The organism is Paenarthrobacter sp. C1 (genome assembly GCF_049315185.1).
Classification (GTDB): Bacteria; Actinomycetota; Actinomycetes; order Actinomycetales; family Micrococcaceae; genus Arthrobacter; species Arthrobacter nicotinovorans.
Genome location: NZ_CP186052.1, coordinates 3,613,958 through 3,636,064, shown reverse-complemented (window position 1 = coordinate 3,636,064; position 22,107 = coordinate 3,613,958). Strand labels below are relative to the sequence as shown.

22 protein-coding genes are annotated in these 22,107 nt (G+C 63.7%); 14 read left to right on the top strand and 8 right to left on the bottom strand.

The window, feature by feature from the left end:
• The 3 genes from ACNAOU_RS17035 to ACNAOU_RS17025 all read right to left on the bottom strand — a co-directional run bounded on the left by ACNAOU_RS17035 (position 1) and on the right by ACNAOU_RS17025 (position 3,192).
• A complete protein-coding gene (locus tag ACNAOU_RS17035) occupies positions 1–792 on the bottom strand; it encodes an amino acid ABC transporter permease (RefSeq protein ID WP_018776841.1) in 792 nt (263 codons plus the stop codon).
• Between the two features lie 94 nt (positions 793–886).
• Positions 887–1,684 carry an ABC transporter substrate-binding protein gene (locus ACNAOU_RS17030; RefSeq protein WP_018776840.1) on the bottom strand — a complete coding sequence of 266 codons (798 nt, stop codon included), beginning with the start codon at positions 1,682–1,684 and terminating at the stop codon, positions 887–889.
• 158 nt (positions 1,685–1,842) lie between these two features.
• On the bottom strand, positions 1,843–3,192 hold the full coding sequence (locus tag ACNAOU_RS17025; RefSeq protein WP_026267032.1) for an isochorismate synthase: 1,350 nt from the start codon (positions 3,190–3,192) through the stop codon (positions 1,843–1,845).
• Positions 3,193–3,283: 91 nt separating this feature from the next.
• Here ACNAOU_RS17025 and ACNAOU_RS17020 point away from each other — a divergent pair, with 91 nt between their 5' ends.
• Genes ACNAOU_RS17020 through ACNAOU_RS17010 form a run of 3 tightly spaced genes read left to right on the top strand, consistent with a single transcriptional unit; the run spans position 3,284 to position 6,531 of the window.
• Positions 3,284–4,045 carry a demethylmenaquinone methyltransferase gene (locus tag ACNAOU_RS17020; protein WP_026267031.1) on the top strand — a complete coding sequence of 254 codons (762 nt, stop codon included), beginning with the start codon at positions 3,284–3,286 and terminating at the stop codon, positions 4,043–4,045.
• 29 nt (positions 4,046–4,074) lie between these two features.
• A complete protein-coding gene (locus ACNAOU_RS17015; protein ID WP_189075311.1) occupies positions 4,075–5,418 on the top strand; it encodes a geranylgeranyl reductase family protein in 1,344 nt (447 codons plus the stop codon).
• A 9-nt stretch (positions 5,419–5,427) separates the two neighbouring features.
• Positions 5,428–6,531, top strand: a complete 1,104-nt coding sequence (locus ACNAOU_RS17010) for a polyprenyl synthetase family protein (RefSeq protein WP_018776836.1) — start codon at positions 5,428–5,430, stop codon at positions 6,529–6,531.
• Between the two features lie 124 nt (positions 6,532–6,655).
• On the opposite strand, the gene ACNAOU_RS17005 is transcribed toward ACNAOU_RS17010, so the two are convergent.
• From ACNAOU_RS17005 to ACNAOU_RS16995, 3 genes are all read right to left on the bottom strand, one after another.
• On the bottom strand, positions 6,656–7,525 hold the full coding sequence (locus ACNAOU_RS17005) for a type IV toxin-antitoxin system AbiEi family antitoxin domain-containing protein (protein WP_354626980.1): 870 nt from the start codon (positions 7,523–7,525) through the stop codon (positions 6,656–6,658).
• A 391-nt stretch (positions 7,526–7,916) separates the two neighbouring features.
• Positions 7,917–8,342, bottom strand: coding sequence for a hypothetical protein (locus ACNAOU_RS17000; RefSeq protein WP_018776834.1), 426 nt, complete (start codon positions 8,340–8,342; stop codon positions 7,917–7,919).
• A 13-nt stretch (positions 8,343–8,355) separates the two neighbouring features.
• Positions 8,356–9,027 carry a trimeric intracellular cation channel family protein gene (locus ACNAOU_RS16995; protein ID WP_018776833.1) on the bottom strand — a complete coding sequence of 224 codons (672 nt, stop codon included), beginning with the start codon at positions 9,025–9,027 and terminating at the stop codon, positions 8,356–8,358.
• On the opposite strand from ACNAOU_RS16995, the gene ACNAOU_RS16990 reads away from it, so the two are divergent.
• The 9 genes from ACNAOU_RS16990 (at position 9,028) to ACNAOU_RS16950 (ending at position 18,973) form a co-directional block, all read left to right on the top strand.
• Complete coding sequence (locus tag ACNAOU_RS16990; RefSeq protein WP_018776832.1) at positions 9,028–9,801, top strand: sirohydrochlorin chelatase; 774 nt, start codon at positions 9,028–9,030, stop codon at positions 9,799–9,801.
• Positions 9,802–9,954: 153 nt separating this feature from the next.
• Positions 9,955–11,697 (top strand): nitrite/sulfite reductase, encoded by a 1,743-nt coding sequence (locus tag ACNAOU_RS16985; RefSeq protein ID WP_039242596.1) that lies wholly within the window; start codon positions 9,955–9,957, stop codon positions 11,695–11,697.
• Positions 11,694–12,428, top strand: a complete 735-nt coding sequence (locus ACNAOU_RS16980; protein ID WP_422757298.1) for a phosphoadenylyl-sulfate reductase — start codon at positions 11,694–11,696, stop codon at positions 12,426–12,428. The genes ACNAOU_RS16985 and ACNAOU_RS16980 overlap by 4 nt, the downstream gene beginning before the upstream one ends.
• Positions 12,425–13,432 carry a sulfate adenylyltransferase subunit CysD gene (cysD, locus tag ACNAOU_RS16975; RefSeq protein WP_018776829.1) on the top strand — a complete coding sequence of 336 codons (1,008 nt, stop codon included), beginning with the start codon at positions 12,425–12,427 and terminating at the stop codon, positions 13,430–13,432. Before ACNAOU_RS16980 ends, cysD begins: the two co-directional genes overlap by 4 nt.
• Positions 13,433–14,851 carry a sulfate adenylyltransferase subunit 1 gene (locus tag ACNAOU_RS16970; protein ID WP_018776828.1) on the top strand — a complete coding sequence of 473 codons (1,419 nt, stop codon included), beginning with the start codon at positions 13,433–13,435 and terminating at the stop codon, positions 14,849–14,851.
• Between the two features lie 99 nt (positions 14,852–14,950).
• On the top strand, positions 14,951–15,904 hold the full coding sequence (mmuM, locus tag ACNAOU_RS16965) for a homocysteine S-methyltransferase (protein ID WP_422757297.1): 954 nt from the start codon (positions 14,951–14,953) through the stop codon (positions 15,902–15,904).
• Positions 15,905–16,057: 153 nt separating this feature from the next.
• Positions 16,058–17,209 (top strand): ABC transporter substrate-binding protein, encoded by a 1,152-nt coding sequence (locus ACNAOU_RS16960; RefSeq protein ID WP_018776826.1) that lies wholly within the window; start codon positions 16,058–16,060, stop codon positions 17,207–17,209.
• 98 nt (positions 17,210–17,307) lie between these two features.
• Positions 17,308–18,039: an ABC transporter ATP-binding protein gene (locus ACNAOU_RS16955; protein ID WP_018776825.1), complete on the top strand. Its 732-nt coding sequence runs from the start codon at positions 17,308–17,310 to the stop codon at positions 18,037–18,039.
• Positions 18,029–18,973: an ABC transporter permease gene (locus tag ACNAOU_RS16950; protein WP_422757296.1), complete on the top strand. Its 945-nt coding sequence runs from the start codon at positions 18,029–18,031 to the stop codon at positions 18,971–18,973. Before ACNAOU_RS16955 ends, ACNAOU_RS16950 begins: the two co-directional genes overlap by 11 nt.
• A gap of 70 nt (positions 18,974–19,043) precedes the next feature.
• Here ACNAOU_RS16950 and ACNAOU_RS16945 read toward each other — a convergent pair whose 3' ends face one another.
• Together ACNAOU_RS16945 and ACNAOU_RS16940 are read right to left on the bottom strand one after the other, a co-directional pair.
• Positions 19,044–19,676, bottom strand: a complete 633-nt coding sequence (locus tag ACNAOU_RS16945) for a DUF305 domain-containing protein (protein ID WP_079580855.1) — start codon at positions 19,674–19,676, stop codon at positions 19,044–19,046.
• Positions 19,677–19,802: 126 nt separating this feature from the next.
• Positions 19,803–20,237: a hypothetical protein gene (locus ACNAOU_RS16940; RefSeq protein ID WP_275775836.1), complete on the bottom strand. Its 435-nt coding sequence runs from the start codon at positions 20,235–20,237 to the stop codon at positions 19,803–19,805.
• Positions 20,238–20,424: 187 nt separating this feature from the next.
• Between ACNAOU_RS16940 and ACNAOU_RS16935 the strand changes: the two genes are divergently transcribed.
• Both ACNAOU_RS16935 and ACNAOU_RS16930 read left to right on the top strand, forming a co-directional pair.
• Positions 20,425–20,982: a dihydrofolate reductase family protein gene (locus ACNAOU_RS16935; protein ID WP_422757295.1), complete on the top strand. Its 558-nt coding sequence runs from the start codon at positions 20,425–20,427 to the stop codon at positions 20,980–20,982.
• Between the two features lie 35 nt (positions 20,983–21,017).
• The gene (locus ACNAOU_RS16930; RefSeq protein ID WP_110503788.1) at positions 21,018–22,061 is read left to right on the top strand and encodes an LLM class flavin-dependent oxidoreductase; all 1,044 of its coding nucleotides are present in this window, start codon (positions 21,018–21,020) and stop codon (positions 22,059–22,061) included.
• The last annotated feature ends 46 nt before the right edge of the window (positions 22,062–22,107 follow it).

Genomic DNA, 22,107 nt, shown 5'->3' with positions numbered 1-22,107 from the left:
CTATCGCTTGGTCCGCGCGGAGCGGCTTTCGAACTTCCTGGCAAGGAGGCTCAAGGGGATGGTGATGACCAAGTAGAAAGCACCTGCCACGAGAAGGGGGGTGAGGCCCGCGCCGAGGCTGGAGATGCCGTCGCGGCCGAACTTGGTGAGCTCGTACTGGGACGCCGTGAGGCCCAGGACGTAGATCAGCGAGGAGTCCTTGGTGAGCAGGATGATCTCGTTGGTCAGCGGGGGGAGGACGATCTTGAAGGCCTGGGGAATGACGATCGAGACCATCGCACGCCAGTGCGGCATACCCAGTGAACGCGCTGCTTCCATCTGGCCCTTGGGCACGGCCTGCAGACCGGCGCGAAGGGTTTCAGCGATGTACGCAGACGCCACCATGCCCAGGGAAACCATGACCACGATGTTGACGTCCCACTGCACACCGAAAGCCAGGGGAACACCGTAGCCGAAAGCGATGAAGACCAGCAGGGCAGGGACGCCGCGGAAGAACTCGATGTACCCGGTGGCGATCCAGCGGTACAGGGGGAAGGAAGAGAGCTTCATGAGGGCCAGCAGGAGGCCGCCCGACAAGCCCACCACGAAGGCCAGCGCCGTGTAGATAAGGGTGTTCTTGAGGCCAACCAGGAAGATATCCGGGAACATCGGCCCGATTTTGGCGAAGTTGAAGACGCTGGTGCCGATCGTCTTCCAGTCCACAGCAAGGATTACTGCGGCCAGGACCACAACGAATATCCCAGCCTGGACGTACAAACTGACTTTGGCTCGTTGACGTGCAGTCATTGCCATGGTGTTCTCACATTCATGTTGCGCAGCCGGGCCCCGAAACAACGTATCGTTTCGGGGCCCGCCTGCGTGGATCTCGGGAGAGCCGGGGCTCGGACTACTTGGTGGCTTCGCCGAACCAGGTGGTCTGGAACTTCTTCAGGGAGCCGTCATCAGTGATGCGCTTCAGGGTGCCGTTCACGGCGTCAGCCATGGCGGTGTTGCCCTTCTTGATGGCGATGCCCAGCTTCTCGCCCGTCGCGTAGTCCTCGACGCGCTTGAGGTTGGAATCGTCCTTGATGGCGTAGCCCAGCACGGACTGGTTGCCGATGGCTGCGTCGATGGTGCCGGCCTTGAGGGCCTGGACCAGGAGGCCGGAGTCCTCGAACTGCTGTGCGTCGATGCCCTTGTCCTTGGCGTACTGGGCGCCGGTGGTTGCCTGCTGGACACCCACCTTCTTTCCCTTGGCGCCGTCAATGTTGTTGATGCCCGAGGACGAGGTGGCCACCAGGGTCAGGTCGTCATCGAGGTAGGGGTTGGAGAAGTCCATGACGTTCTTGCGGACGTCAGTGATGGAGATCGAGGAGATGGAGACGTCGCACCCAGTCAGTGCAGTGCCGGTCTCGATGGCTTCGAAGGAGCTGTCCACCACGTTGAGTTCTGCCTTGATGTCCTTTGCGATCTCGGCAGCGATGTCCATGTCGAAGCCGACAATCTTGCCGTCCTTCTGGAATTCGAAGGGCTCGTAGGGCACATCCGAGCAGACGGTCAGCTTGCCGGCATTGATGAGTTTCAAGCCCGAGCCATCCGAGGCTGCGGGAGTGGAGGAACCACCGCAGGCGGTGAGGGCCAGTGCGCCGGCTGCGAGCACGGCGGCAATCTTGGTGCCGGACAGAACCGAACGGGAGATCTGCATGTTGTTTACCTTTTGTTGCGGTGGATGCTGAACTGAGTCGGTTTTAGTGTAGCGCCGAACATGAGATGTGCATCACAGGAAACGAAGTTTCACTATTAGATAACTAGTTTACGCACTTATCAACCACCGGAACCGAGGTCCTGTCTGGAATCCCAGATTCAGCGCTTGATTCCCAAGGCCTCAAGCATCGGCCGGAACTTTGCCCACGTCTCGGCCAGTTCAGCCTCCGGCTGCGAACCCTCCACGATGCCGCACCCGGCATAAAGCCGCACGGTGTTGGCGTCCTCGATCACGGCTCCGCGCAACGCAATTCCCCACTCGCCGTTGCCTGCAGCGTCGAGCCACCCGACCGGTCCGGCATAGGGGCCGCGGTCCAGATGTTCGAGTTTCCGGATCAACGCACCGGCCACCAAGGTGGGGGTTCCGCACACCGCAGCGGTTGGGTGCAACGCGTTGATCAAGGCCAGGCACGTCGGCACGTGACCTTCGATATCGGCCAGTTCCGCCTTCACATCCGACGCCAGGTGCCACACGTTGGGCAGCTCAAGGATGAAAGGCTCGCTATGGGAGTTCATCGCCTCGGAGAACGGTGCCAACTGTCGGGTCAGCGAATCAATGGCGATCTCGTGTTCGTGGCGCTGCTTTTCCGAACCGGCCAGGACCCGCTCCGCATATTCCATGGGGGAGCCGTCCATGCCGTCTGCATCCCGGCGATCCAGCGTCCCGGCCAGGACCCGCGCTTGCGCAGTGCGGCCCTCCACCTGGATGAGCATCTCGGGGGTCGCGCCCACCAGGCCATCAACACCGTACGTCCAGCATTCGCGGTACCTTGCGGCAAGTTGGCGAAGTACCTCCGCAGCGTTGACGCCCGCGGGAAGGGTGGCAACGACGTCGCGCGCCAAAACCAGCTTTTCCAGCTTGCCGGCGCGGATCTCCTCGACGCCGTCGGCAACCGCCTTCATCCAGTTCGCCTCGCTGAGGGAACCATGGCTGAGATAACCAGCCGAACCGTTGGCGGCAACAGCCTCAGGTGGGAGTTCGACGTCGGACCCTCCTGTCGCTGAGCCGTCGCCGTTGGGTTCGGTCAGCCAGCGTTCCACGGCGGCGAGGACACCGGCCTCGGTGAGGGGGCCGTCGTCGAACGTCAATTGAGTGGCCCAGCCGCGGCCGTCGCGGATACCGACCACCAATTCCGGGAGGATCAGGCGGGACACGTGCGGGGATGTTTTGGAGAAGGCAAACGAGCCGAAAGCCACGGGACCCGTGCCCGGGAGCTCAACGTGGTCCGTGATCTCTGCCTCAAGAATCAGGTGCCGCCACCAGATATCAGCCTCAAGGAAGCGCTCCGGGCCGGTGGCGTTGAAACGGGTCAGCTCGCCGTAGCCCACCAGGCCGGCCTCGCGCCGGGACCAGCAAAGGACGTCGTCCCGCACCAGAAACGACGGCAGCCCCCCTGGGGATGATTCAACATCGAGGGGGACTGTCAAGGTGCGGAGCGTGCTCGTCATGATGGAACAACAGTACTCCCGCGCGCAACCAGAACCTGAGCCGACTTCTACAGCGAAGCAAAGTCTGCTGAATGTCTGAGACAATTACTGGGTGAACCGAGCATCCTTGGAAAAGCGTCCGGACGAAGTTGCGACGATGTTTGATGATGTCGCCCCAAAATACGACGTCGTCAATGACGTCCTGTCCATGGGACAGACCCGGCGCTGGCGCCGGATCGTGGTGGACGCCATGGATGTGAAAGCGGGTCAGAAGGTCCTTGACCTCGCCGCCGGAACGGGCACTTCCAGCGAACCCTACGCCGACGCCGGCGTGGACGTGGTGGCCTGCGACTTCTCCCTGGGCATGCTCAAAGTGGGCAAGCGCCGCCGCCCGGACATCGACTTCATCGCCGGTGACGCCACCAACCTGCCCTTCGCGGACAACAGCTTTGACGCCTCCACCATTTCCTTCGGCCTGCGCAATGTCGTAGAACCCCGCAAGGCCCTGGAGGAAATGCTGCGCGTCACCAAGCCCGGCGGCCGCCTGGTCATTGCCGAGTTCTCGCACCCCGTGGTTCCCCTGTGGCGCAACCTCTACACCGAATACCTGATGCGCGCCCTGCCGGCCATCGCCACCAAGGTGTCGTCAAACCCGGATGCCTACGTCTACCTCGCTGAGTCCATCCGCGCCTGGCCGGACCAGGACCACCTGGCCCAGTGGCTCGCCGATGCCGGCTGGACCGACATCACCTACCGCAACCTCAGCGGTGGCATTGTTGCCGTGCACCGTGCGCAGAAGCCCGCCGAGCACCGCGAAAGTGTTCCCGTTGCCAAGCTGCGACGCCAAATCAAGCCGCGCCACCAGGCCGGCTAGCTCCGTACTGCCTGCTGACTTAGGACGACGTGAAAGTACTGATTGTTGGCGCGGGCCCGGCCGGGTCCACAGCCGCGTATTACCTCGCCCAAGCGGGCATCGACGTCACGGTGCTGGAAAAGACGTCGTTCCCCCGCGAGAAGGTCTGCGGCGATGGCCTCACCCCGCGGGCTGTTCGCGAGATCCAGAAGCTCGGCCTGCCCCACGCTGTTGAGGAAGGGTGGCGTCGCAACAAGGGCCTCCGCCTCATCGCCGGTGGTCGCACCATCGAGTTGCCCTGGCCCGAAGTTGCGGATTTCCCCACCTACGGACTGATCCGCACCCGCCTTGGCTTCGACGAGGACCTTGCCCGCCACGCCGAGTCGGCCGGTGCGGTGGTGCTGGAACGCCACAGCGTCACGTCCGCACTGACCGCCGATGACGGACGTGTCATCGGAGTCCGCGCTTCAATCCTGGACGAGTCCGGACGCAAGACGGGCGAAACGCGCGACTTCCACGCCGACGTCGTACTCGCCGCCGACGGAAACTCGACGCGAACCGCCGTCTCGCTGGGTATGCACAAGCGTGACGACCGCCCGCTGGGCGTCGCCGTGCGCACTTACTTCACGTCCCCCCGCCATGAAGACGACTGGATGGAAGGCTGGCTGGAACTCCCCGGCAAGTCCGGCAAGCCACTGCCCGGCTACGGTTGGGTGTTCGGCGTCGGCGACGGCACGTCCAACGTCGGCCTGGGCATCCTGAATTCGTCCAAGGAATTCGGCAAGCTCGACTACAAGCAGGTCCTGCGCGAATGGACCGCCGGTATGCCCTCGGAGTGGGGTTTCACCCCTGAAAACCAGGTGGGGGAAATCCGCGGCGCGGCGCTGCCGATGGGTTTCAACCGCACGCCGCACTACTCGCCCGGGCTGCTTCTGCTGGGCGACGCCGGCGGCATGGTGTCCCCGTTCAACGGCGAAGGCATTTCCTACGCAATGGAGTCGGCCCGGTTCGCCGCTGAGTTCATCATCGACGCCTCCTCCCGCTCGGCTTCAGCCGGGTGGACCGTCGACGACGCCGACGCGCACCTTTCCCGGTATGCGGACTATGTGCGGGACCAGTGGGGATCGCACTTCACGCTGGGAAGGCTCTTTGCTTCCTTGATTGGCAAGCCCGCGGTGATGAAGCTCGCGCTGCGCACCGGTATGCCGATTCCCGTGCTGATGCGTTTTGTAGTGCGCATGCTCGCGAACCTGACCGACCCGTCCGCGAAGGGCTTCGAAGACCGCGTGATCCGGGTCCTCGAGATGCTGGTTCCGGCAACGTCCAACAGTTCCTCTGCCCGCGCTGTGACGCCGGCAGGCTCCGACACCGCGGTTTCCGCAACAACTAGTTAGGGTTAACCCGTGACGAACTCTGCCGAACACAGCTGGACGCATGCCGGGCACGGCTTGCCGGACTCCACCGAGCCTTCCTTGAACACCACGGCAATTGCGACGGGCCTCCAGCTGCCCGCAGGTTTTGCTGCCATTGCAGGCGACGCCGAGCTTGGCCCTGCCATCACCAACAACCTTGCCCGGGTGGAGAAGAAGCTTCGCGAAGCCATCTCCAACTCGGACCCCCTGGCTGACGCGACGTCGCGGCACCTGGTGGAAGCCGGTGGCAAGCGGATCCGTCCGCTGCTCACCCTGCTGTGCGCACACCTGGGCGATGCTTCCCGGCCCGAGGTTGTCCAGGCAGCCGTGGTTGTTGAGCTCACGCACCTCGCGACGCTCTACCACGATGACGTGATGGACTCCGCCCCGTTCCGCCGTGGAGCTCCCACCGCCCACGAGGTCTGGGGCAACTCCGTGGCCATCCTTACCGGTGACCTCATCTTCGCCCGCGCCTCCATCCTGGTTTCCGAGCTCGGCTCCCGTGCACTCGGCATCCAGGCGCGCACCTTCGAACGCCTCTGCCTTGGCCAGCTGCACGAAACCGTGGGGCCCCGCGAGGACGAAGATCCCGTAGAGCACTACCTGTCCGTCATCGCCGACAAGACCGGTTCACTCGTAGCGGCGTCCGGCCAGCTGGGTGCGATCTTCGCCGGCGCTGATGAGGCATTTGAAGACCTGTTGGTGGAGTACGGCGAAAAGGTGGGCGTCGCCTTCCAGCTGGCTGACGACGTCATCGATGTCACCGGGGTGAAGGTCAAGTCCGGAAAGTCCCCGGGCACCGACCTCCGCGAAGGCGTACCCACTCTGCCCGTCCTGTTGCTGCGACGCGATGCTGCCGCAGGGGATACCTCCGCTGCCGAACTCCTTGAACTGATCGACGGTGACCTCTCCTCCGATTCGGCACTGGCTGAGGCCGTGGCCGGCCTGCGCGAGCACCCGGTCACGAACGAGTCCTGGAAGATCGCCCGCCAGTGGTCCGCCGAGGCCGTTGCTGCCCTGGCTCCGCTGCCGGAGGGTGTGGTGAAGGATTCACTGACCAACTTCGCCCACGCAGTGGTGGACCGCAGCAGCTAAGTCTTCTTGGGCGTGGCTTCCTGACCCGCTTTTGGCGCTTGACGGCCGCTTTGCACCCTTTTCGGGTTGCAAAGCGGCCGTTTTCGTTCCAAAGCAGCTCGGGTCGCCACGGCAGACGGTCGAATCACGACGCCGGCACCCACTTTGGTGTCCACCGCGACGGTCCGAAGTGCCCGGCTTCCCTGTTACCCAGCACGATGAGCACTTCAGCCACCATCTTCCCCGGATGGTGGACGACGTCGGAGTAGTAATAGCGGAGAACCAGCAGCCCGCCACGCATGCTGGCGTTGTTCCGGTACTGGTCCTTCTTAACCTGCCTGCCTTCCAAGTGGGTACCGCCGTCCAGCTCGATCACCAGGCAATCGTTGATCAGGCAGTCGACTTCACCAACTCCGGGTAGCTGCACGTGCATCTTCACCCTGAGTCCTGCCCTGGTGAAGTGGACATGAGCCAGGACTTCCAGCAAAGAATCCGCCCTGGGAAGGACCAACCCCACAACAGCCCGCGCCCGGCCATTGCGGGGACCCGCCAATTTGGACCTTAGATAATCCGGGCTGAGCAGCGCCTGGCTCACAGCACTCTGGACCATGACCAGGGACTCCAGCTCCGGCCGGCAACGAAGGGCGTGAATGAGAACGTCAGCCACGCCTGCAACAGGTAGATAGGGATGCGGGGGATGGGTCACGCCGGCGTGGTCAACAACCCGCGGGTTGGGCAGACCGTTGCCGCAGCTTAAGTGCAAAGTTTCTGGTTCGCGAAGTACCCAAAGGCCGTAGAACCTCGCTGCCGAGATACAGGTCAGGCGGCCATTCGCGCGAAAGGCGGCTACGACGTCGGGGTCTGCTCCTTTGGTGACGTAGACGCCTCGCTGCAATCGGGTGATCACCCCGTTGCTCAACGCCGATGCCAGTGTTCGTTCAGAGAACCCGGCCCGCTTCAAGTCTGCGGTTCTGGCCGCGCCGAGTCTGGATCGGAGGAATTGGGTGAGGTCCATCAGGCTATGGTTGCGGCGTTGGAGACGCACCAGAGCCTGCTTTTCGGCCTATGTGGATAACTACACCGGGCCGTAAAAATGCAACGGCATCTTTGAATTTACGTTGACGCCAAGAGTTGCGCTTGTGACAGGATTGTCATAAGCTATTCACGGATCCACTAAATGCCTCCGGTGGGTCTGATGCGAACGGAGATTGTGGTCCCGGTTCGGTGCAGCGTATGACTCGTAACGTTGCAGCGAGCCGGGGCCATTCCGTTTAAGCCCGGAAACCCGTGGCTTTGTGACCTTCTTTCAACGCAAAACAGCCCCTATGCAATCAATCAAGGTTGCATAGGGGCTGCGCGTCGTTCAAACAAGGTCAGGAAGCCACGGGGGCGCCCTGAAAAAGGACCTAGTCCTCGTCGTCGTTGAAAGCCCACTCGAACATGTCGAAGACGAACTCGGAGAACGTGCCTTCCTCGCTCTTCCACTGGCCGCGGGCATTGTTGCGGCGCCAGACGATGGGATCCGGGATGCTGAGGTCGGCGGTGCGGAAGCCCCAAGTGAACTGTTCGTCCTCGTCCTCAAGGAACATGAGGAAGCCTTCGTCATCGACTTCAAGTTCCTCGGGGTCCCAGAAGTAGTGGTACGCCTCCATGAGGTCCTCGCAACCGCCGATAGCAAGGTAGAACTCGCGAAGGACCAACGGGATGGTGAAGGAGTGTTCAGCGAGGGCGTCGTCCAGTTCGTCGGGCGTGAGGCCGTCTTCTTCCTGCCATTCATCCTCGAGATACTTTGGGACCAGCGCGCGGAACTTCTCGAGGAACATGTCAGTCATGCTCTTATCCTAGCTAATCCCGGGGACCCGAAATTGCGCCCCCACCAGTACCGGCACGGTGCCATCCCCGGACAGCCAACGGCACGTACCAGCTGCGTCGCCAGGCCGTCACCCGGAACGCGAAAACGACACCGGCAATGACACAAGCAGTGAGCCCGCTGAAGAGCCCCAGATGCCACATCAACGTGGTCAAGCCAGCACCTACGAAGGCAGGCAGTGCATAGATGTCGCGGTTGTTGAACAGGGTGGGGATCTCGTTGGCGGTGATGTCGCGAAGCAAACCACCGCCAACGCCCGTGGTCACACCCAGCAAGATCGCAGCCACGGGGTTCATGCCGGCACTGATGGCTTTGAGCGTTCCGGTAATGCAGAACAAGGCGAGTCCGCCGGCGTCGAACAACGTCAAAAGCGAGGTGAAGCGCTGGACGGAGGAAAACAGGTAGTAGACCAGCATGGCTGCGAGCAGCGGCGGCGCCAGATAGGCGGGATTCGTGAAGGCTATGGGAGGCCCGGCATTGATGACGATGTCGCGGATCACGCCGCCGCCCAAGGCAGCGATGGAGGCAAGCAGTATGGAGCCAACAAAGTCGAACTGCTTCCGGGCGGCCAACAGCGACCCGGAAACCGCGAAAAAGAACACGCCGATGAGGTCAAGCCAGAGAAGAACAATGTCAATGGAAATCAAGTGGACTGGTTCTTTCTTAACGTGCTTCACAACAGGTGCTGGCTCAACGTTACGCTAGCTCCCATGAACAGCCCCGTTTTGATCGCTTGCGCCCACGGAACCCGCAACGCTGAGGGCCAGGCGGCCATTCGCCGGGTTATGGCCGAGATCGAGGAACTCCGTCCCGGACTCCAGGTCCTGGAGGCCTATGTCGACGTCCAGGAACCCGAGTTGTCCGGCGTGGTGGAGGGCCTGCCCGAGGGGACTGCCGCCGTCGTCGTGCCACTCCTGCTGTCCACCGGCTTCCACATCAAGGTCGACGTGCCCAAGGCGATCAAGAGCCGGCCCGAAGTCGTGGCCGCCAGGCCGCTGGGCCCGGATCCCCGGCTTGCCGAACTGCTGGCCACTCATCTGCGCGCCTCGGGACTGGAAGAGAACGACGGCGTCCTGCTGGCTGCCGCGGGCTCGTCGCTGCCGGACGGATCGGTGGACTCGGAGGAGCAGGCTCGCCTGCTGGGGGAGCTGCTGCCGAACAAGGTGCGGGTCGCCTATGGTGCCAGCGCCCAGCCCAACGTGCCCGACGGCGTCGCCTCCCTGCGTGCCGAACTCGCCAACGATCCGAGCGGCTCCCACGGCAGGGTCTTCATTGCCTCCTACCTGCTGGCCACCGGCTACTTCCATGACCAATTGGCGAAGGCCGGTGCCGACGTAGTTGCGGCTCCGCTGCTTCCGTCGAAGGTTCTGGCCGAGATTGCCTTGGAACGCTACGACGCTGTGTTGGAAAGCCTCTCCTAACCTTTGTTTGCAAGGAAAACCGCCCTTCGGGGACCTGCATATCAGGCTGTCCGGAACAAGGCCGCTGGCGTGTTCGTGACGAAATGTTTCCCTAGGTGACTCAACATTTCCGGACCTTTGCTGGCGAAATCTGGCCAGACCTACAGTCGATGTATGACAGATACAGCTGTAGCCGGTGCGTCCGCTGACGCCGCAGTCCCTTCGCGCCCAGCACGCACCCGCCCGGCGGCCAAGCCCCATGGCCAGTGGAAGGTTGACGGCACTGCGCCGCTCAACGCCAACGAGACCTGGAAGCAGGAAGACAACGGCCTGAACGTCCGTGAGCGGATTGAGTCTGTCTACTCCAAGGAAGGCTTCGATTCGATCGACGGAACCGACCTGCATGGCCGTTTCCGCTGGTGGGGCCTCTACACGCAGCGCAAGCCCGGGATCGACGGCGGCAAGACCGCCACCCTGGAGCCGCACGAGCTCGAAGACAAGTACTTCATGCTGCGCGTCCGCATCGATGGCGGTGCGCTCACCACCGAGCAGTTGCGCGTTATCGGCCAGATCTCCGTGGACTTCGCCCGAGGCTCCGCCGACCTCACGGACCGCCAGAACATCCAGCTGCACTGGATCCGCGTGGAGGATGTGCCGGAAATCTGGCGCCGCCTGGAGGGCATCGGCCTGTCCACTACGGAAGCCTGCGGCGACGTCCCGCGCGTCATCCTCGGCTCCCCGGTTGCGGGAATCGCCAAGGACGAGATCATCGATCCCACGCCGCTCATCCACGAACTCGCGGAGCGCTTCATCGGCGACCCCGAGCTCGCCAACCTGCCGCGTAAATACAAGACCGCCATCACGGGCCACCCGTCCCAGGACGTCGTGCACGAGATCAACGACTTCGCCCTGGTGGGCGTTGTCCACCCTGAGCTTGGCGCCGGCTACGACCTCTGGGTTGGCGGCGGCCTGTCCACCAACCCCCGCCTGGCCGAACGCCTGGGGGTGTTCGTTTCCGCCGACGTCGCCGCTGAAGTATGGCTGGGCGTCACCAGCATCTTCCGTGACTACGGCTACCGCCGGATGCGCACCAAGGCCCGCCTGAAGTTCCTCATGAACGACTGGGGTCCGGCCAAGTTCCGCCAGATCCTCGAAGACGAATACCTTGGCTTCAAGCTTCCGGACGGCCCTGCCGCGCCCAAGCCCAACGCCCCGGGTGACCACATCGGCGTGCACGAGCAGAAGGACGGCAAGTTCTTCATCGGCGTGACCCCCACCGTGGGACGCACGTCCGGCGAGGCACTGGTGACGCTGGCCGACACCTTGGAAAAGCACGGTTCCTACCGCCTGCGCACAACTCCCCACCAGAAGCTCGTCATCCTGGACGTGGCCAAGGAGCAGGTGGAGCCGCTCATCGCTGAACTGGACACCCTGGGTCTGTCCGCCCGCCCGTCCGTGTTCCGCCGCGGAACCATTGCCTGCACGGGCATTGAGTTCTGCAAGCTGGCCATCGTCGAAACCAAGGTCACGGCAGCTACCGCCATCGCCGAGCTGGAACGCCGCTTGGCCGACCTCGTGGAGACCAAGCAGCTGCCCTCGGCACTGTCCCTCCACATCAACGGCTGCCCGAACTCCTGCGCACGTATCCAGACGGCCGACATCGGCCTGAAGGGCATGATGCTGCCAACGCCCGACGGCGACCCCACCCCGGGTTTCCAGGTCCACCTCGGTGGCGGGCTGGCCAACAACGAGCGCGAGGAAGCCGGTTTGGGACGCACCGTCCGCGGCCTCAAGGTCACGGTGGAAGACCTGCCCGATTACGTGGAGCGCGTGGTCCGCAAGTTCGTCGCCGTCGGCGCCGAGGGCCAGACCTTCGCCGAGTGGGCACACTCCGCAGATGAAGGAGACCTCCAATGACAGATCCCCAAACGCTTCCGGCAGCGCGTACCCTGCGGTCTCCGGAAGAGCTCAAGGCACTGGCCGAAGCCGGTGCCGCGGAGCTTGGCTGGAACGCCACGGCTCAGGAGGCAATCGCCTGGGTGGCACGGAACTTCGAACTGCCGGCCATCACCGTGGCGTGCTCCATGGCCGACGCCGTCCTGCCGGCCATGGTCGCGGACCAGCTTCCCGGCGTCGACGTTTTGTTCCTCGAAACCGGCTACCACTTCAAGGAAACCTACGAGACCCGCGACGAAGTAGCTGCCAACCTGCGCGTCAACGTCGTGGACGTCCTGCCGGAGAACACCGTGGAACAGCAGGACCGCCTGCTGGGCAAGGATCTGTTCGCCCGGGACGCCGCACAGTGCTGCGCGTTGCGCAAGGTCCAGCCGCTGCGCCGCTCGCTGTCCGGCTATGAGGTGTGGTTCACCGGCGTCCGGCGCGATGAAGCCCCCACCCGCACCAACACACCGGTGGTCACTTGGGATGAAGGTTTCGGCCTGGTCAAGGTGAACCCGATGGTGGACTGGTCCTTCGATCAGTTGCTGGAGTACTCCGAGGACAACATCCTCCCCGTCAACCCCCTCCTGAGCCAGGGCTACCCGTCCATCGGCTGCCAGCCCTGCACCCGCAAAGTGGCCCCGGGCGAAGACCCCCGAGCCGGCCGCTGGGCAGGTTCCGACAAGACAGAATGCGGACTACACACATGAGCACTCAAACAACCAGCGAGGACCTCGAGTTGAACCAGTTGCAGAGCGAAGCTGAAGGGGCCGCCGCGGCGTGGCGGGCATCGCGAAGCGGGCACGGCGGCCCTTCAGCTGAGCGCCTGAGCTCACTGGACACCCTCGAGTCCGAAGCAATTCACATCATCCGTGAGGTAGTTGCCGAATTCGAGAAGCCTGCGCTGCTGTTCTCCGGCGGCAAGGACTCCGTGGTTATGCTGCACCTGGCCACCAAGGCGTTCTGGCCCGGCAAGGTCCCTTTCCCGGTGCTGCACGTCGATACCGGCCACAACTTTCCGGAGGTCATCGACTTCCGCGACCGCACCGTTGAGCGCCTCGGTTTGAAGCTGGTTGTCGGTTCGGTGCAGGAGTTCATCGACCGCGGCGAACTGGCTGAGCGTGCCGACGGCACCCGCAACCCGCTGCAGACCGTCCCGCTGCTGGACGCGATCCAGCGCAACAAGTTCGACGCCGTTTTCGGTGGTGGCCGTCGCGACGAGGACAAGGCCCGCGCCAAGGAGCGCATCCTGAGCCTCCGTGACGAATTCGGCCAGTGGGATCCGCGCAACCAGCGTCCCGAACTCTGGAACCTGTACAACGGCCGCCACACGGTGGGCCAGCACGTCCGTGCGTTCCCCATCAGCAACTGGACCGAGCTGGACATCTGGCGCTACATCGAGCGCGAGAACATCGAACTTCCCAGCCTGTACTACGCCCACGAGCGTGAAGTCTTCGCCCGCGACGGCATGTGGCGTGCAGTGGGCGAAGTTTCCCAGCCGCTGCCCCACGAGGACGTCATCACCAAACTGGTCCGCTACCGGACCGTGGGCGACATGTCCTGCACAGGTGCGGTCGAGTCCGACGCACGCACCGTGGCCGACGTCGTAGTTGAAGTCGCTGCCTCCACCCTGACAGAACGTGGCGCCACCCGGGCAGATGACCGCATCTCCGAGGCCGCCATGGAAGACCGCAAAAAGGACGGCTACTTCTAAATGAGCACCGAAACATTGGCTGCCGGGCTGGAAACAGCCCTGCCCACAACCCTGTTCCGTTTCGCCACTGCCGGATCGGTCGACGACGGCAAGTCCACTCTGGTGGGACGCCTCCTTCACGATTCCAAGGCGATCCTTGCCGACACGCTCGACGCCGTCGCCCGCACCTCTGCCGACCGCGGCTTCGGTGGGGAGAAGGGCGGAATCGACCTCGCCCTCCTGACAGACGGCCTGCGCGCCGAGCGTGAGCAGGGCATCACCATCGATGTGGCCTACCGGTACTTCGCAACGGACCGCCGCAGCTTTATCCTTGCCGACTGCCCCGGCCACGTTCAGTACACCAAGAACACGGTGACCGGCGCGTCCACTGCGGATGCCGTCGTCGTGCTCATTGACGCCCGCAAGGGTGTGCTGGAGCAGACCCGCCGGCACCTCTCCGTGCTGCAGTTGTTGCGCGTTGCCCACGTCATCGTGGCGGTCAACAAGATCGACCTGGTGGACTTCAGCGAGCAGGTGTTCCGCGACATCGAGGCTGATGTGCAGAAGGTCGGCCGTGAGCTTGGCCTTGGTCGTGACGATTCGAATGCGGGCGGGGTGACCGATCTTTTCGTGGTTCCGGTGTCCGCCCTGGATGGCGACAACGTAGTGGACCGCTCGGACCGTACCCCCTGGTACACCGGCCCTGCGCTGCTGGAGGTCCTCGAAACCCTTCCGGCCGCCGATGAGCTCGAAGCCGAACTGGAGAGCTTCCGCTTCCCGGTACAACTGGTCATCCGTCCGCAGGGGGCCTTGGCTCCTGATGCTGTGGCTGGCGGGCTCGACGTAGAGGCCTACCGCGATTACCGGGCCTACGCAGGCCAGATCACGGAAGGCTCCGTGAAGGTAGGCGACGAAGTGTCCGTCATCAGCCCCGGCCACGAACCGCGCATCACCACGGTGGTCGGCATCGACTTCGCCGGCCAGTCGTTGGAGGAAGCTGCGGCACCACAGTCCGTGGCCGTCCGCTTGGCTGACGAGATCGACATCGCCCGTGGTGACACCATCGCCGCTGCCGGGACTGTCCGCGAAAGCTCCGCCGACCTCTACGCATCGTTGGCCTGGCTGTCACCGAAGCCGCTGCGCGAAGGCCAGAAGGTCCTGGTGAAGCACGGTACGCGCACGGTCCAGGCCCTGGTCCGCAACGTCACCGGCAAGCTGGACCTGGCTACCTTCACCGTAGAGCCCACCAGCACCTTGGAACTGAACGACATCGGGCATGCCCAGCTTCGGCTCGCCGCTGCTTTGCCGTTGGAAAATTACCTGCACCACCGCCGCACCGGCGCATTCCTGGTGATCGACCCCATTGACGGCAACACGCTGGCCGCCGGTCTGGTCAAGGACCACCCGGGCGACCACGAGGACGAACGTTACGTCATTTAGGGTCATACGTAGTCACAAACCGCAGCTTGTTCGCGACCCTCACGTTGTAAGGCGTGACCGACGAACAAGCTGCGGTTTTCTTTTACCGGGGAAGGACCCATGCCACAGAACACCACACTCAGCACCCTCCTTGAGGCAGGCACAGACCTGGTCCTGGACGGAGCGCTGGCCACCGAACTGGAAGCCCACGGCTGCGATCTGGAAGATGCCCTGTGGTCTGCCAAGGTCCTGCTGGAACAGCCGCACCTGATCAAACAGGTCCACCGCGACTACTTCGACGCCGGTGCCTCCGTAGCCATCACAGCCAGCTACCAGGCGACCCCACAGGGCTTCGCGCGGCGCGGGCTTTCCGTTCCGGAGTCATTGGAACTGGTGGCATTGAGCGTCCGCTTGGCCGATGAGGCGCGACAGGAAGCCTTGGCGGAGGGTTCTGCGAATGGGCCAATGCTGGTAGCCGGATCCGTTGGACCGTACGGCGCCTACCTTGCCGACGGCTCCGAGTACCGGGGCGATTACACGCTTTCCGCCGCGGAATTCCAGGATTTCCACCGGCCACGGATCGCGGCGCTGGTAGCGGCCGGCGCGGATTTCCTGGCCTGTGAGACGCTGCCGTCGTACGCCGAAGCAGAGGCGCTGTTGGCGCTCGTGGCGGAGTTCGACGTCGAAGCCTGGTTTACGTTTACGCTGCGGGACAGCGGCCACATCAGTGACGGAACGCCGCTGGAGCAGGTGGCTGCGCTGCTCAGCGCGGAACCGCGCGTGGCCGCCGTCGGCATTAACTGCGTGCCGCTGGAACTGGTGTCGGATGCGCTGGGCAACCTTCAGCAGGCCTCCGGCAAACCACTCGTGGCGTACCCGAATTCGGGTGAGACCTACGATGCCGTGACGAAAACGTGGGGACCGTCCCAGGGTGTCCAGGGCGGCGGCACGCTGGCGGGCAACGCTGCGGACTGGCGGCATCGTGGAGCCCATCTCATAGGTGGCTGCTGCCGCACAACTCCGCGCGACATTGAAGAGCTTGCGGCGAATATGACGCCACGTGAACCTTCGTGAACCTTGGTTTCTGCGGGATTGAAGCGGAAATATGACAGTCCCTACTGTGAAGGCATGACCTCTCCGGAATGGTCCTTCCTTGCCCAACACGGGCGATGTCACGGGGCCTGATCTTCGCCCCCTTTCGCATCCCACTTCTCATAAGGACCCCCCATGGCAAACACACCCGAGTCACAGAAACCCGATTCCGGTACCACCCGCATCGTCGCCGGTGAGACCGCACCCAAGCCCAAGCGCCGCCGCACCATCGAGATCGCCCTGGCCGTCGGCCTCGTGCTGCTGATCGGTGCAGGCGCGGCAGTGGCCTCCGCAGTTTCCAACAGCAACCAGGCTGCGCCGGCCCCCGCCACCACACCCGCGGCGGAGCTCAAGCTCGGCTACTTCAGCAACGTCACGCACGGTCCGGCCCTGGTCGGTACCAGCAAGGGCATCTTCGCCAAGAACCTCGGCGACACCAAGCTCACCACCCAGATCTTCAACGCCGGCCCCGCCGCCATCGAAGCCCTGAACGCCGGAGCCATCGACGCCACCTACATCGGCCCGAACCCGGCCATCAACTCCTTCGTCAAGAGCAACGGCGAGTCCATCAGCATCATCGCCGGCGCAGCATCCGGCGGCGCCCAGCTCGTGGTCAAGCCGGAGATCAACTCCGCAGCCGACCTCAAGGGCAAGGTCCTCAGCACGCCCCAGCTCGGCGGTACCCAGGACGTTGCACTGCGCGCCTGGTTGGGTCACCAGGGATTCAAGACCAACACGGACGGCAGCGGCGACGTCAACATCAACCCGACCGAAAACGCCCAGTCGCTGAAGCTCTTCCAGGACGGAAAGCTCGACGGCGCGTGGTTGCCTGAGCCGTGGGCCTCCCGTTTGGTCCTCGAAGCAGGAGCGAAGGTCCTGGTTGACGAGAAGGACCTCTGGGAGAACGGTGACTTCACCACCACCATCCTGATCGTGAACAAGAAGTTCGCCGCCGAACACCCGGAAACCGTCAAGGCACTCCTCAAGGGCCACGTGGAATCCGTGAACTGGCTCAATTCGGCCTCGGCTGAAGAGAAGGCCACCACCATCAACGCAGTCCTCAAGGACACGGCAGGCAAGCCACTTCCGGCGAATGTCATTGAGCGTGCTTTGCAGAACATCAAGTTCACCACTGACCCGCTCGCCGGGACGTACAAGAAGCTGCTCCAGGACGGCGTGGACGCGGGTACCACCAAGACCGCCGACATCAACGGCATCTTCGACCTCCGCACCTTGAACGAGGTTGAAGGCAAGAAGACTTCCGCCGCGGGTCTTGGCCAGGACTAAGCAGTAACGGGCTGGTCCGCTTCCCCATGCGATTCTCATGGGGAGCGGACCGGCCCTTAGGCACATCAGCTCTACCAATCAACACGAAGGACGGGACCATGCCAGTCGTACTCGAGAACCTGGGCAAACGCTTCGGCGACGGCGCCCCGGTGCTGGACGACGTCAACGCCACCATCGCGCAGGGCGAGTTTGTTGCCCTCCTCGGCGCGTCCGGCTGCGGCAAGTCCACCCTGCTGAACATCATGGCGGGACTGGAGAAGCCGACGTCGGGCGCTCTTGAAGTACCCAGCGATGGTGCCGCCTTCATGTTCCAGGACGCGTCCTTGTTCCCGTGGTTGACCGCGCGGGGAAACATCGAGCTTGCGCTGCAGTTGGCCGACAAGTCCAGCACCAAGGCGGGACGTCGGGAACGCGCCAACGAACTGCTGGAACTCGTGCACTTGGGCGGCGCGGGGGACAAGCGTCCCCACGAGCTCTCCGGCGGCATGCGGCAGCGCGTGGCCTTGGCGCGTTCACTGGCACAGGACCGGCAACTGCTGCTGATGGACGAGCCTTTTGCCGCCTTGGACGCCATCACCCGGGACCTCCTCCACGATGAGCTTGAGCGCATCTGGAAGGAAACCGGCCGGACCATCGTGTTCGTGACCCACAACGTCCGTGAAGCCGTTCGCCTGGGCCAGCGCGTGCTGTTGCTTTCGTCGCGTCCGGGTCGTGTGGTGGCCGAATGGGAAGTCACCGAGGAACACCGGACCGACGCCGGCCGTGCCGGGGAGTTGACCGGTGTCATTACCCGACGCCTTCGCGAGGAGATCCGCCGCCATGCCAAGTAACCCCATCACCACCGAAGAGCGGACCCTTCCCGTGACTGAATCCAAAGAACACATCACGTCGCCGTCGCTGAAGGGCAATGCCTCGGATCTCCGCGACCTCGAAGCAGGTTTGGACAACCTCCAGTCAGACGTCGGGAGCAAGCGAGGCATCGACTGGAAGCGTGTCCTCCTCCCCGTCGTGGCGCTGGTGGTCCTCATCCTCGCCTGGCAGTTCTACGTGTCGCTGGGCCTCAAGCGCCGTGACCAGGTTCCCGGTCCTCTCGATGTGCTCAACCAGCTTGTGGTCCTGTGGAGTGAGGGCAAAGTCCAGGAATCCGTGTGGACTTCGTTGCAGCGCGGCTTGGTTGGCTTCCTGATCTCGGTCGTCGTCGCCACGCCCGTGGGCTTGCTGCTTGCCCAGGTTGCGCCTCTGCGGCGTGCCTTCGGTCCGCTGATTTCCGGTCTTCAGGTGTTGCCGTCAGTGGCCTGGGTTCCCGCCGCCATCATCTGGTTCGGTTTGACGGACGCAACCGTGTACTTTGTGGTCCTCATGGGCGCCATCCCGTCCATCATCAACGGGCTCATCTCCGGCGTCGACCAGATCCCGCCGCAGTACCGCAGCGTTGGAACCGTCCTTGGTGCGAACCGGCTCCAGATGGCGCTGCAGATCGTCCTTCCCGCGGCCCTTCCCGGGTACATCGGTGGCTTGAAGCAAGGGTGGGCCTTCTCCTGGCGCTCACTGATGGCCGCCGAAATCATTGCTGTGGGTGGCACCATCGGCTTCGGCCTGGGCTCGCTCCTTGACCAGGGCCGCGCGTTGTCCGATATGGCTATCGTCATGGCCGCGATCCTGTTGATCCTGTTCGTGGGCATCCTGATCGAGCTCCTGGTGTTCGGGCCGATCGAGAAGCGCCTCCTGCAGCGCAGGGGTCTGCTGGCAGGCAGCTCGCGCTAACTCCGAGAGCGTTGTTGTTCGGAACGCCCGACGGCGGCCTCCCGCCGTCGGGCGTTGACGTTACCGCGCGTTAGAGACCGGCCAGCAGCCCCTTCATGTCCTGGATCTCCCGCTCCTGCGACGTCACGATGTCGCGTCCCAGCTGGATTGCCTCCGGATATTTGCCCTGAGCGATCTCGGTCTTGGCCATGGCCACCGCACCTTCATGATGAGTGATCATCTGGGTCAGGTAGAGCTTGGCCGCTACCGTACCTTGGGCGTCCTTGAGCTTCTGGAGTTCGGCCTCGCTCAGCATGCCGTCCATACCGTGTCCTGCGTGCCCGGAGGACGCCATGACGGGCATGTTCCAGCCCTCCAGCCAGGCCGTCATCTTCTGGATTTCGGGTGCCTGGGCCGCCTTGATCTGAACGGCCAACTGCGTCACCGACGCAGGAATATCCTTCTTGGCCAGGATCGCGTCCGACATTTCCACGGCCTGTGCGTGGTGCGGAATCATCATCTGGGCGAACATGACATCCGCTGCGTTGTGGGCTGTATCAGAGCTGCCCGCGGAGCCGTTGCCTGGTGAAGGGCTGGCCGAGGGTCCCGACATCCCGTGATCCATGCCGGGCATCGAATCGGAGCCGGGGGTCGATGCGCAGCCGGCCAGCGCGATCAGGGCCGCAAGGGCAGTCCCCGTGACAGTAAAGCGTGTTTTATTCATCAGTGAATGGTCCTTTGCCAATTCAGGCGGCTCATTGATGCCGCCAAGGGTAAGCAGATGAGTGCCCCGAGGCTTTGGGGCGTCGGGGGTACGGCAGGGTTGCCAGTCGGCGACCCTGTCCGGTGCTTACGTCCTGCTGATGCTGAGTTGCCCCGGGGTGGGGCCTGCAGGTTGATAGGACCAGGATGGCTGGGGCTCGTCATGTCCCCGGTCAGGGGAATCGGCGGCGACGGCGTCGCCGGGAGCCGATGCAGCGAGGGAACCCGTCTTCAGGGAAGGGGTGCACGTGGCGCCGGCGGCCTGGGAGCAGGCGCAGCTTCCCGACGTGCATTTGTCTGCTTCGGCAAGCGGAGTCTGCGAAAGGTGCTGCGCAGAGCCATGAGTGTGGTGGGCCGCAGCGGCCGCCGGCAGCGTTGCGGCTGCGGTGGATGCGTGCGTGCTATGGGACCCGTTGACCACGTGCATCCCGAAGATGCCGGCGATGACCGCGGCCACCAGCAGCAGGAGTGAGGCCCGCCGTCGAAAAGCCGCAAAAGTCCGGTAGGACAGGCGATTGGACACGTCTACCTGTGCTCCTTCCCTTTGCTCCGGACACGGCCAGTATACCCCTGGAGGGTATATGCGTCGAGTCATTCAAAGTGTGCAGCGCCTCAACCGGAACACTGCCTGACCCGGCGAATCAGGTAATCCCGAAAAGGAACACCTCGACCCTGCTGCGTCGATCTGCCGGTAGCCCTAGAATCGGCAAATGGGCCTTCTAACGTTCAGCATCAACGTCACCTTGGACGGTTGCGTCGACCATCGGGAGGGCATCGCCGATGACGAAACGCACGCCCTTTTCACCCGGCTCCTGGACCGGAGCGGCGCGATGCTCTGGGGCCGCACCACGTACGAGATGATGGAAAGCTACTGGCCGCTGGTAGCCAGCGGGGAAATCGATGCCCCGCCGGCGCTGCGCGAGTGGGCCCTGACATTGGAAACCAAACCGAAGTATGTCGTGTCGGCTACCCGAAGTGATTACCCGTGGACCAACAGCCACCACGTCACGGGCGACCTCCGAGCGGCGGTCCAGGAGCTCAAGGACAGGATTCCTGCGGGGGTGCTGATCGGCAGCGGGAAGCTTGCCACCGAGTTGGACCGGCTGAACCTGATCGACGAGTACAAGTTCCTGCTCCATCCCTTCATCGCCGGCCATGGCCCCACCTTGTATCACGAGGGACTGCTCGCCACCCGGCGCCTGGAGCTGGTCTCGGCGGAGCCTTTGAGTAACGGCACGGTCGCCATGCATTACCGCCGTGCTGATTGAGGAATGAGCACGCGTCGGTCAGCGTTGTTCCGGACATGCACAACAAACGGATCGGTTTCCTGTCCTTTGGCCATTGGGCCCGCGTCCCCGGCTCCTTGGTTCCCACTGCCGGCGAGGCCCTGAAGCAAGCGATCGAACTGGCCGTCGCCGCGGAGGAAGCGGGCATCGACGGTGCGTTCTTCCGTGTGCACCACTTTGCGCGCCAGCAGGCCTCGCCGTTCCCCCTTCTTGCAGCCATCGCAGCTCGGACCAGCCGTATCGAGATGGGCACCGGCGTGATCGACATGCGCTACGAAAACCCGCTCTACATGGCCGAAGAAGCTGCCGCCACGGACCTCATCAGTGACGGCAGGCTGCAGCTCGGCGTGAGCCGTGGTTCACCCGAGCCTGCCCGGAACGGTGCCGCGAACTTCGGCTATGTCCCCGCCGATGGTGAAGACGGCGGTGACATGGCCCGGCGTCACACAGCATTGTTCCGCAAAGCAATCGCCGGTCACGGCGTGGCCGAAGCCGATCCGCACTACTCCGGAGGTGCGACGGGTTTGCTTCCCATCCAGCCCCAGTCGCCGGGCCTTCCGCAGCGGATCTGGTGGGGAGCCGGCACCCGCAAGACAGCTGTGTGGGCTGCCGAGCAGGGCATGAACCTGATGAGTTCAACACTCCTCACTGAAGACACCGGCGTGCCCTTCGATGAGTTGCAGGCAGAACAGATCCGGATGTTCCGCGAAGCCTGGGCCGCTGCAGGTCATGATTTTGAGCCCAGGGTCTCGGTGAGCCGCAGTGTTATCCCGATCGTCGATGCTGAGGACAACCGCTACTTCGGCCTCCGCGCCCAGGCGGACAGCCAGGATCAGGTAGGGATCCTCGATGGAGCCTTGTCCAGGTTCGGCAAGAGCTACATCGGGGAGCCGGACGCCCTTGCGGACGAACTGGCCAATGACGCAGCTGTCCAGGCTGCGGACACCGTCCTGCTGACGGTACCCAACCAGCTGGGAGTGGAATACAACGCCAAGCTCCTGGGAAACGTGGCCAAGCACATAGCGCCGGCGTTCGGATGGCAGGCCAACCACGTAGTGTGATCCGGACGGCCCCTAAAGGCCGGTAGTGTTGCTCGCTGTGCGCGGT

Excerpts from the sequence above, each read along its gene's own strand:
- ACNAOU_RS16945 (WP_079580855.1), bottom strand. The coding sequence starts at position 19,676 with ATGAATAAAACACGCTTTACTGTCACGGGGACTGCCCTTGCGGCCCTG.
- mmuM (WP_422757297.1), top strand. The coding sequence starts at position 14,951 with ATGCCACAGAACACCACACTCAGCACCCTCCTTGAGGCAGGCACAGAC.
- ACNAOU_RS16970 (WP_018776828.1), top strand. The coding sequence starts at position 13,433 with ATGAGCACCGAAACATTGGCTGCCGGGCTGGAAACAGCCCTGCCCACA.
- ACNAOU_RS16950 (WP_422757296.1), top strand. The coding sequence starts at position 18,029 with ATGCCAAGTAACCCCATCACCACCGAAGAGCGGACCCTTCCCGTGACT.
- ACNAOU_RS16985 (WP_039242596.1), top strand. The coding sequence starts at position 9,955 with ATGACAGATACAGCTGTAGCCGGTGCGTCCGCTGACGCCGCAGTCCCT.
- cysD (WP_018776829.1), top strand. The coding sequence starts at position 12,425 with ATGAGCACTCAAACAACCAGCGAGGACCTCGAGTTGAACCAGTTGCAG.
- ACNAOU_RS16955 (WP_018776825.1), top strand. The coding sequence starts at position 17,308 with ATGCCAGTCGTACTCGAGAACCTGGGCAAACGCTTCGGCGACGGCGCC.
- ACNAOU_RS16935 (WP_422757295.1), top strand. The coding sequence starts at position 20,425 with ATGGGCCTTCTAACGTTCAGCATCAACGTCACCTTGGACGGTTGCGTC.
- ACNAOU_RS16960 (WP_018776826.1), top strand. The coding sequence starts at position 16,058 with ATGGCAAACACACCCGAGTCACAGAAACCCGATTCCGGTACCACCCGC.
- ACNAOU_RS17030 (WP_018776840.1), bottom strand. The coding sequence starts at position 1,684 with ATGCAGATCTCCCGTTCGGTTCTGTCCGGCACCAAGATTGCCGCCGTG.
- ACNAOU_RS17000 (WP_018776834.1), bottom strand. The coding sequence starts at position 8,342 with ATGACTGACATGTTCCTCGAGAAGTTCCGCGCGCTGGTCCCAAAGTAT.
- ACNAOU_RS17025 (WP_026267032.1), bottom strand. The coding sequence starts at position 3,192 with ATGACGAGCACGCTCCGCACCTTGACAGTCCCCCTCGATGTTGAATCA.
- ACNAOU_RS16930 (WP_110503788.1), top strand. The coding sequence starts at position 21,018 with ATGCACAACAAACGGATCGGTTTCCTGTCCTTTGGCCATTGGGCCCGC.
- ACNAOU_RS16980 (WP_422757298.1), top strand. The coding sequence starts at position 11,694 with ATGACAGATCCCCAAACGCTTCCGGCAGCGCGTACCCTGCGGTCTCCG.
- ACNAOU_RS17005 (WP_354626980.1), bottom strand. The coding sequence starts at position 7,525 with ATGGACCTCACCCAATTCCTCCGATCCAGACTCGGCGCGGCCAGAACC.
- ACNAOU_RS17035 (WP_018776841.1), bottom strand. The coding sequence starts at position 792 with ATGGCAATGACTGCACGTCAACGAGCCAAAGTCAGTTTGTACGTCCAG.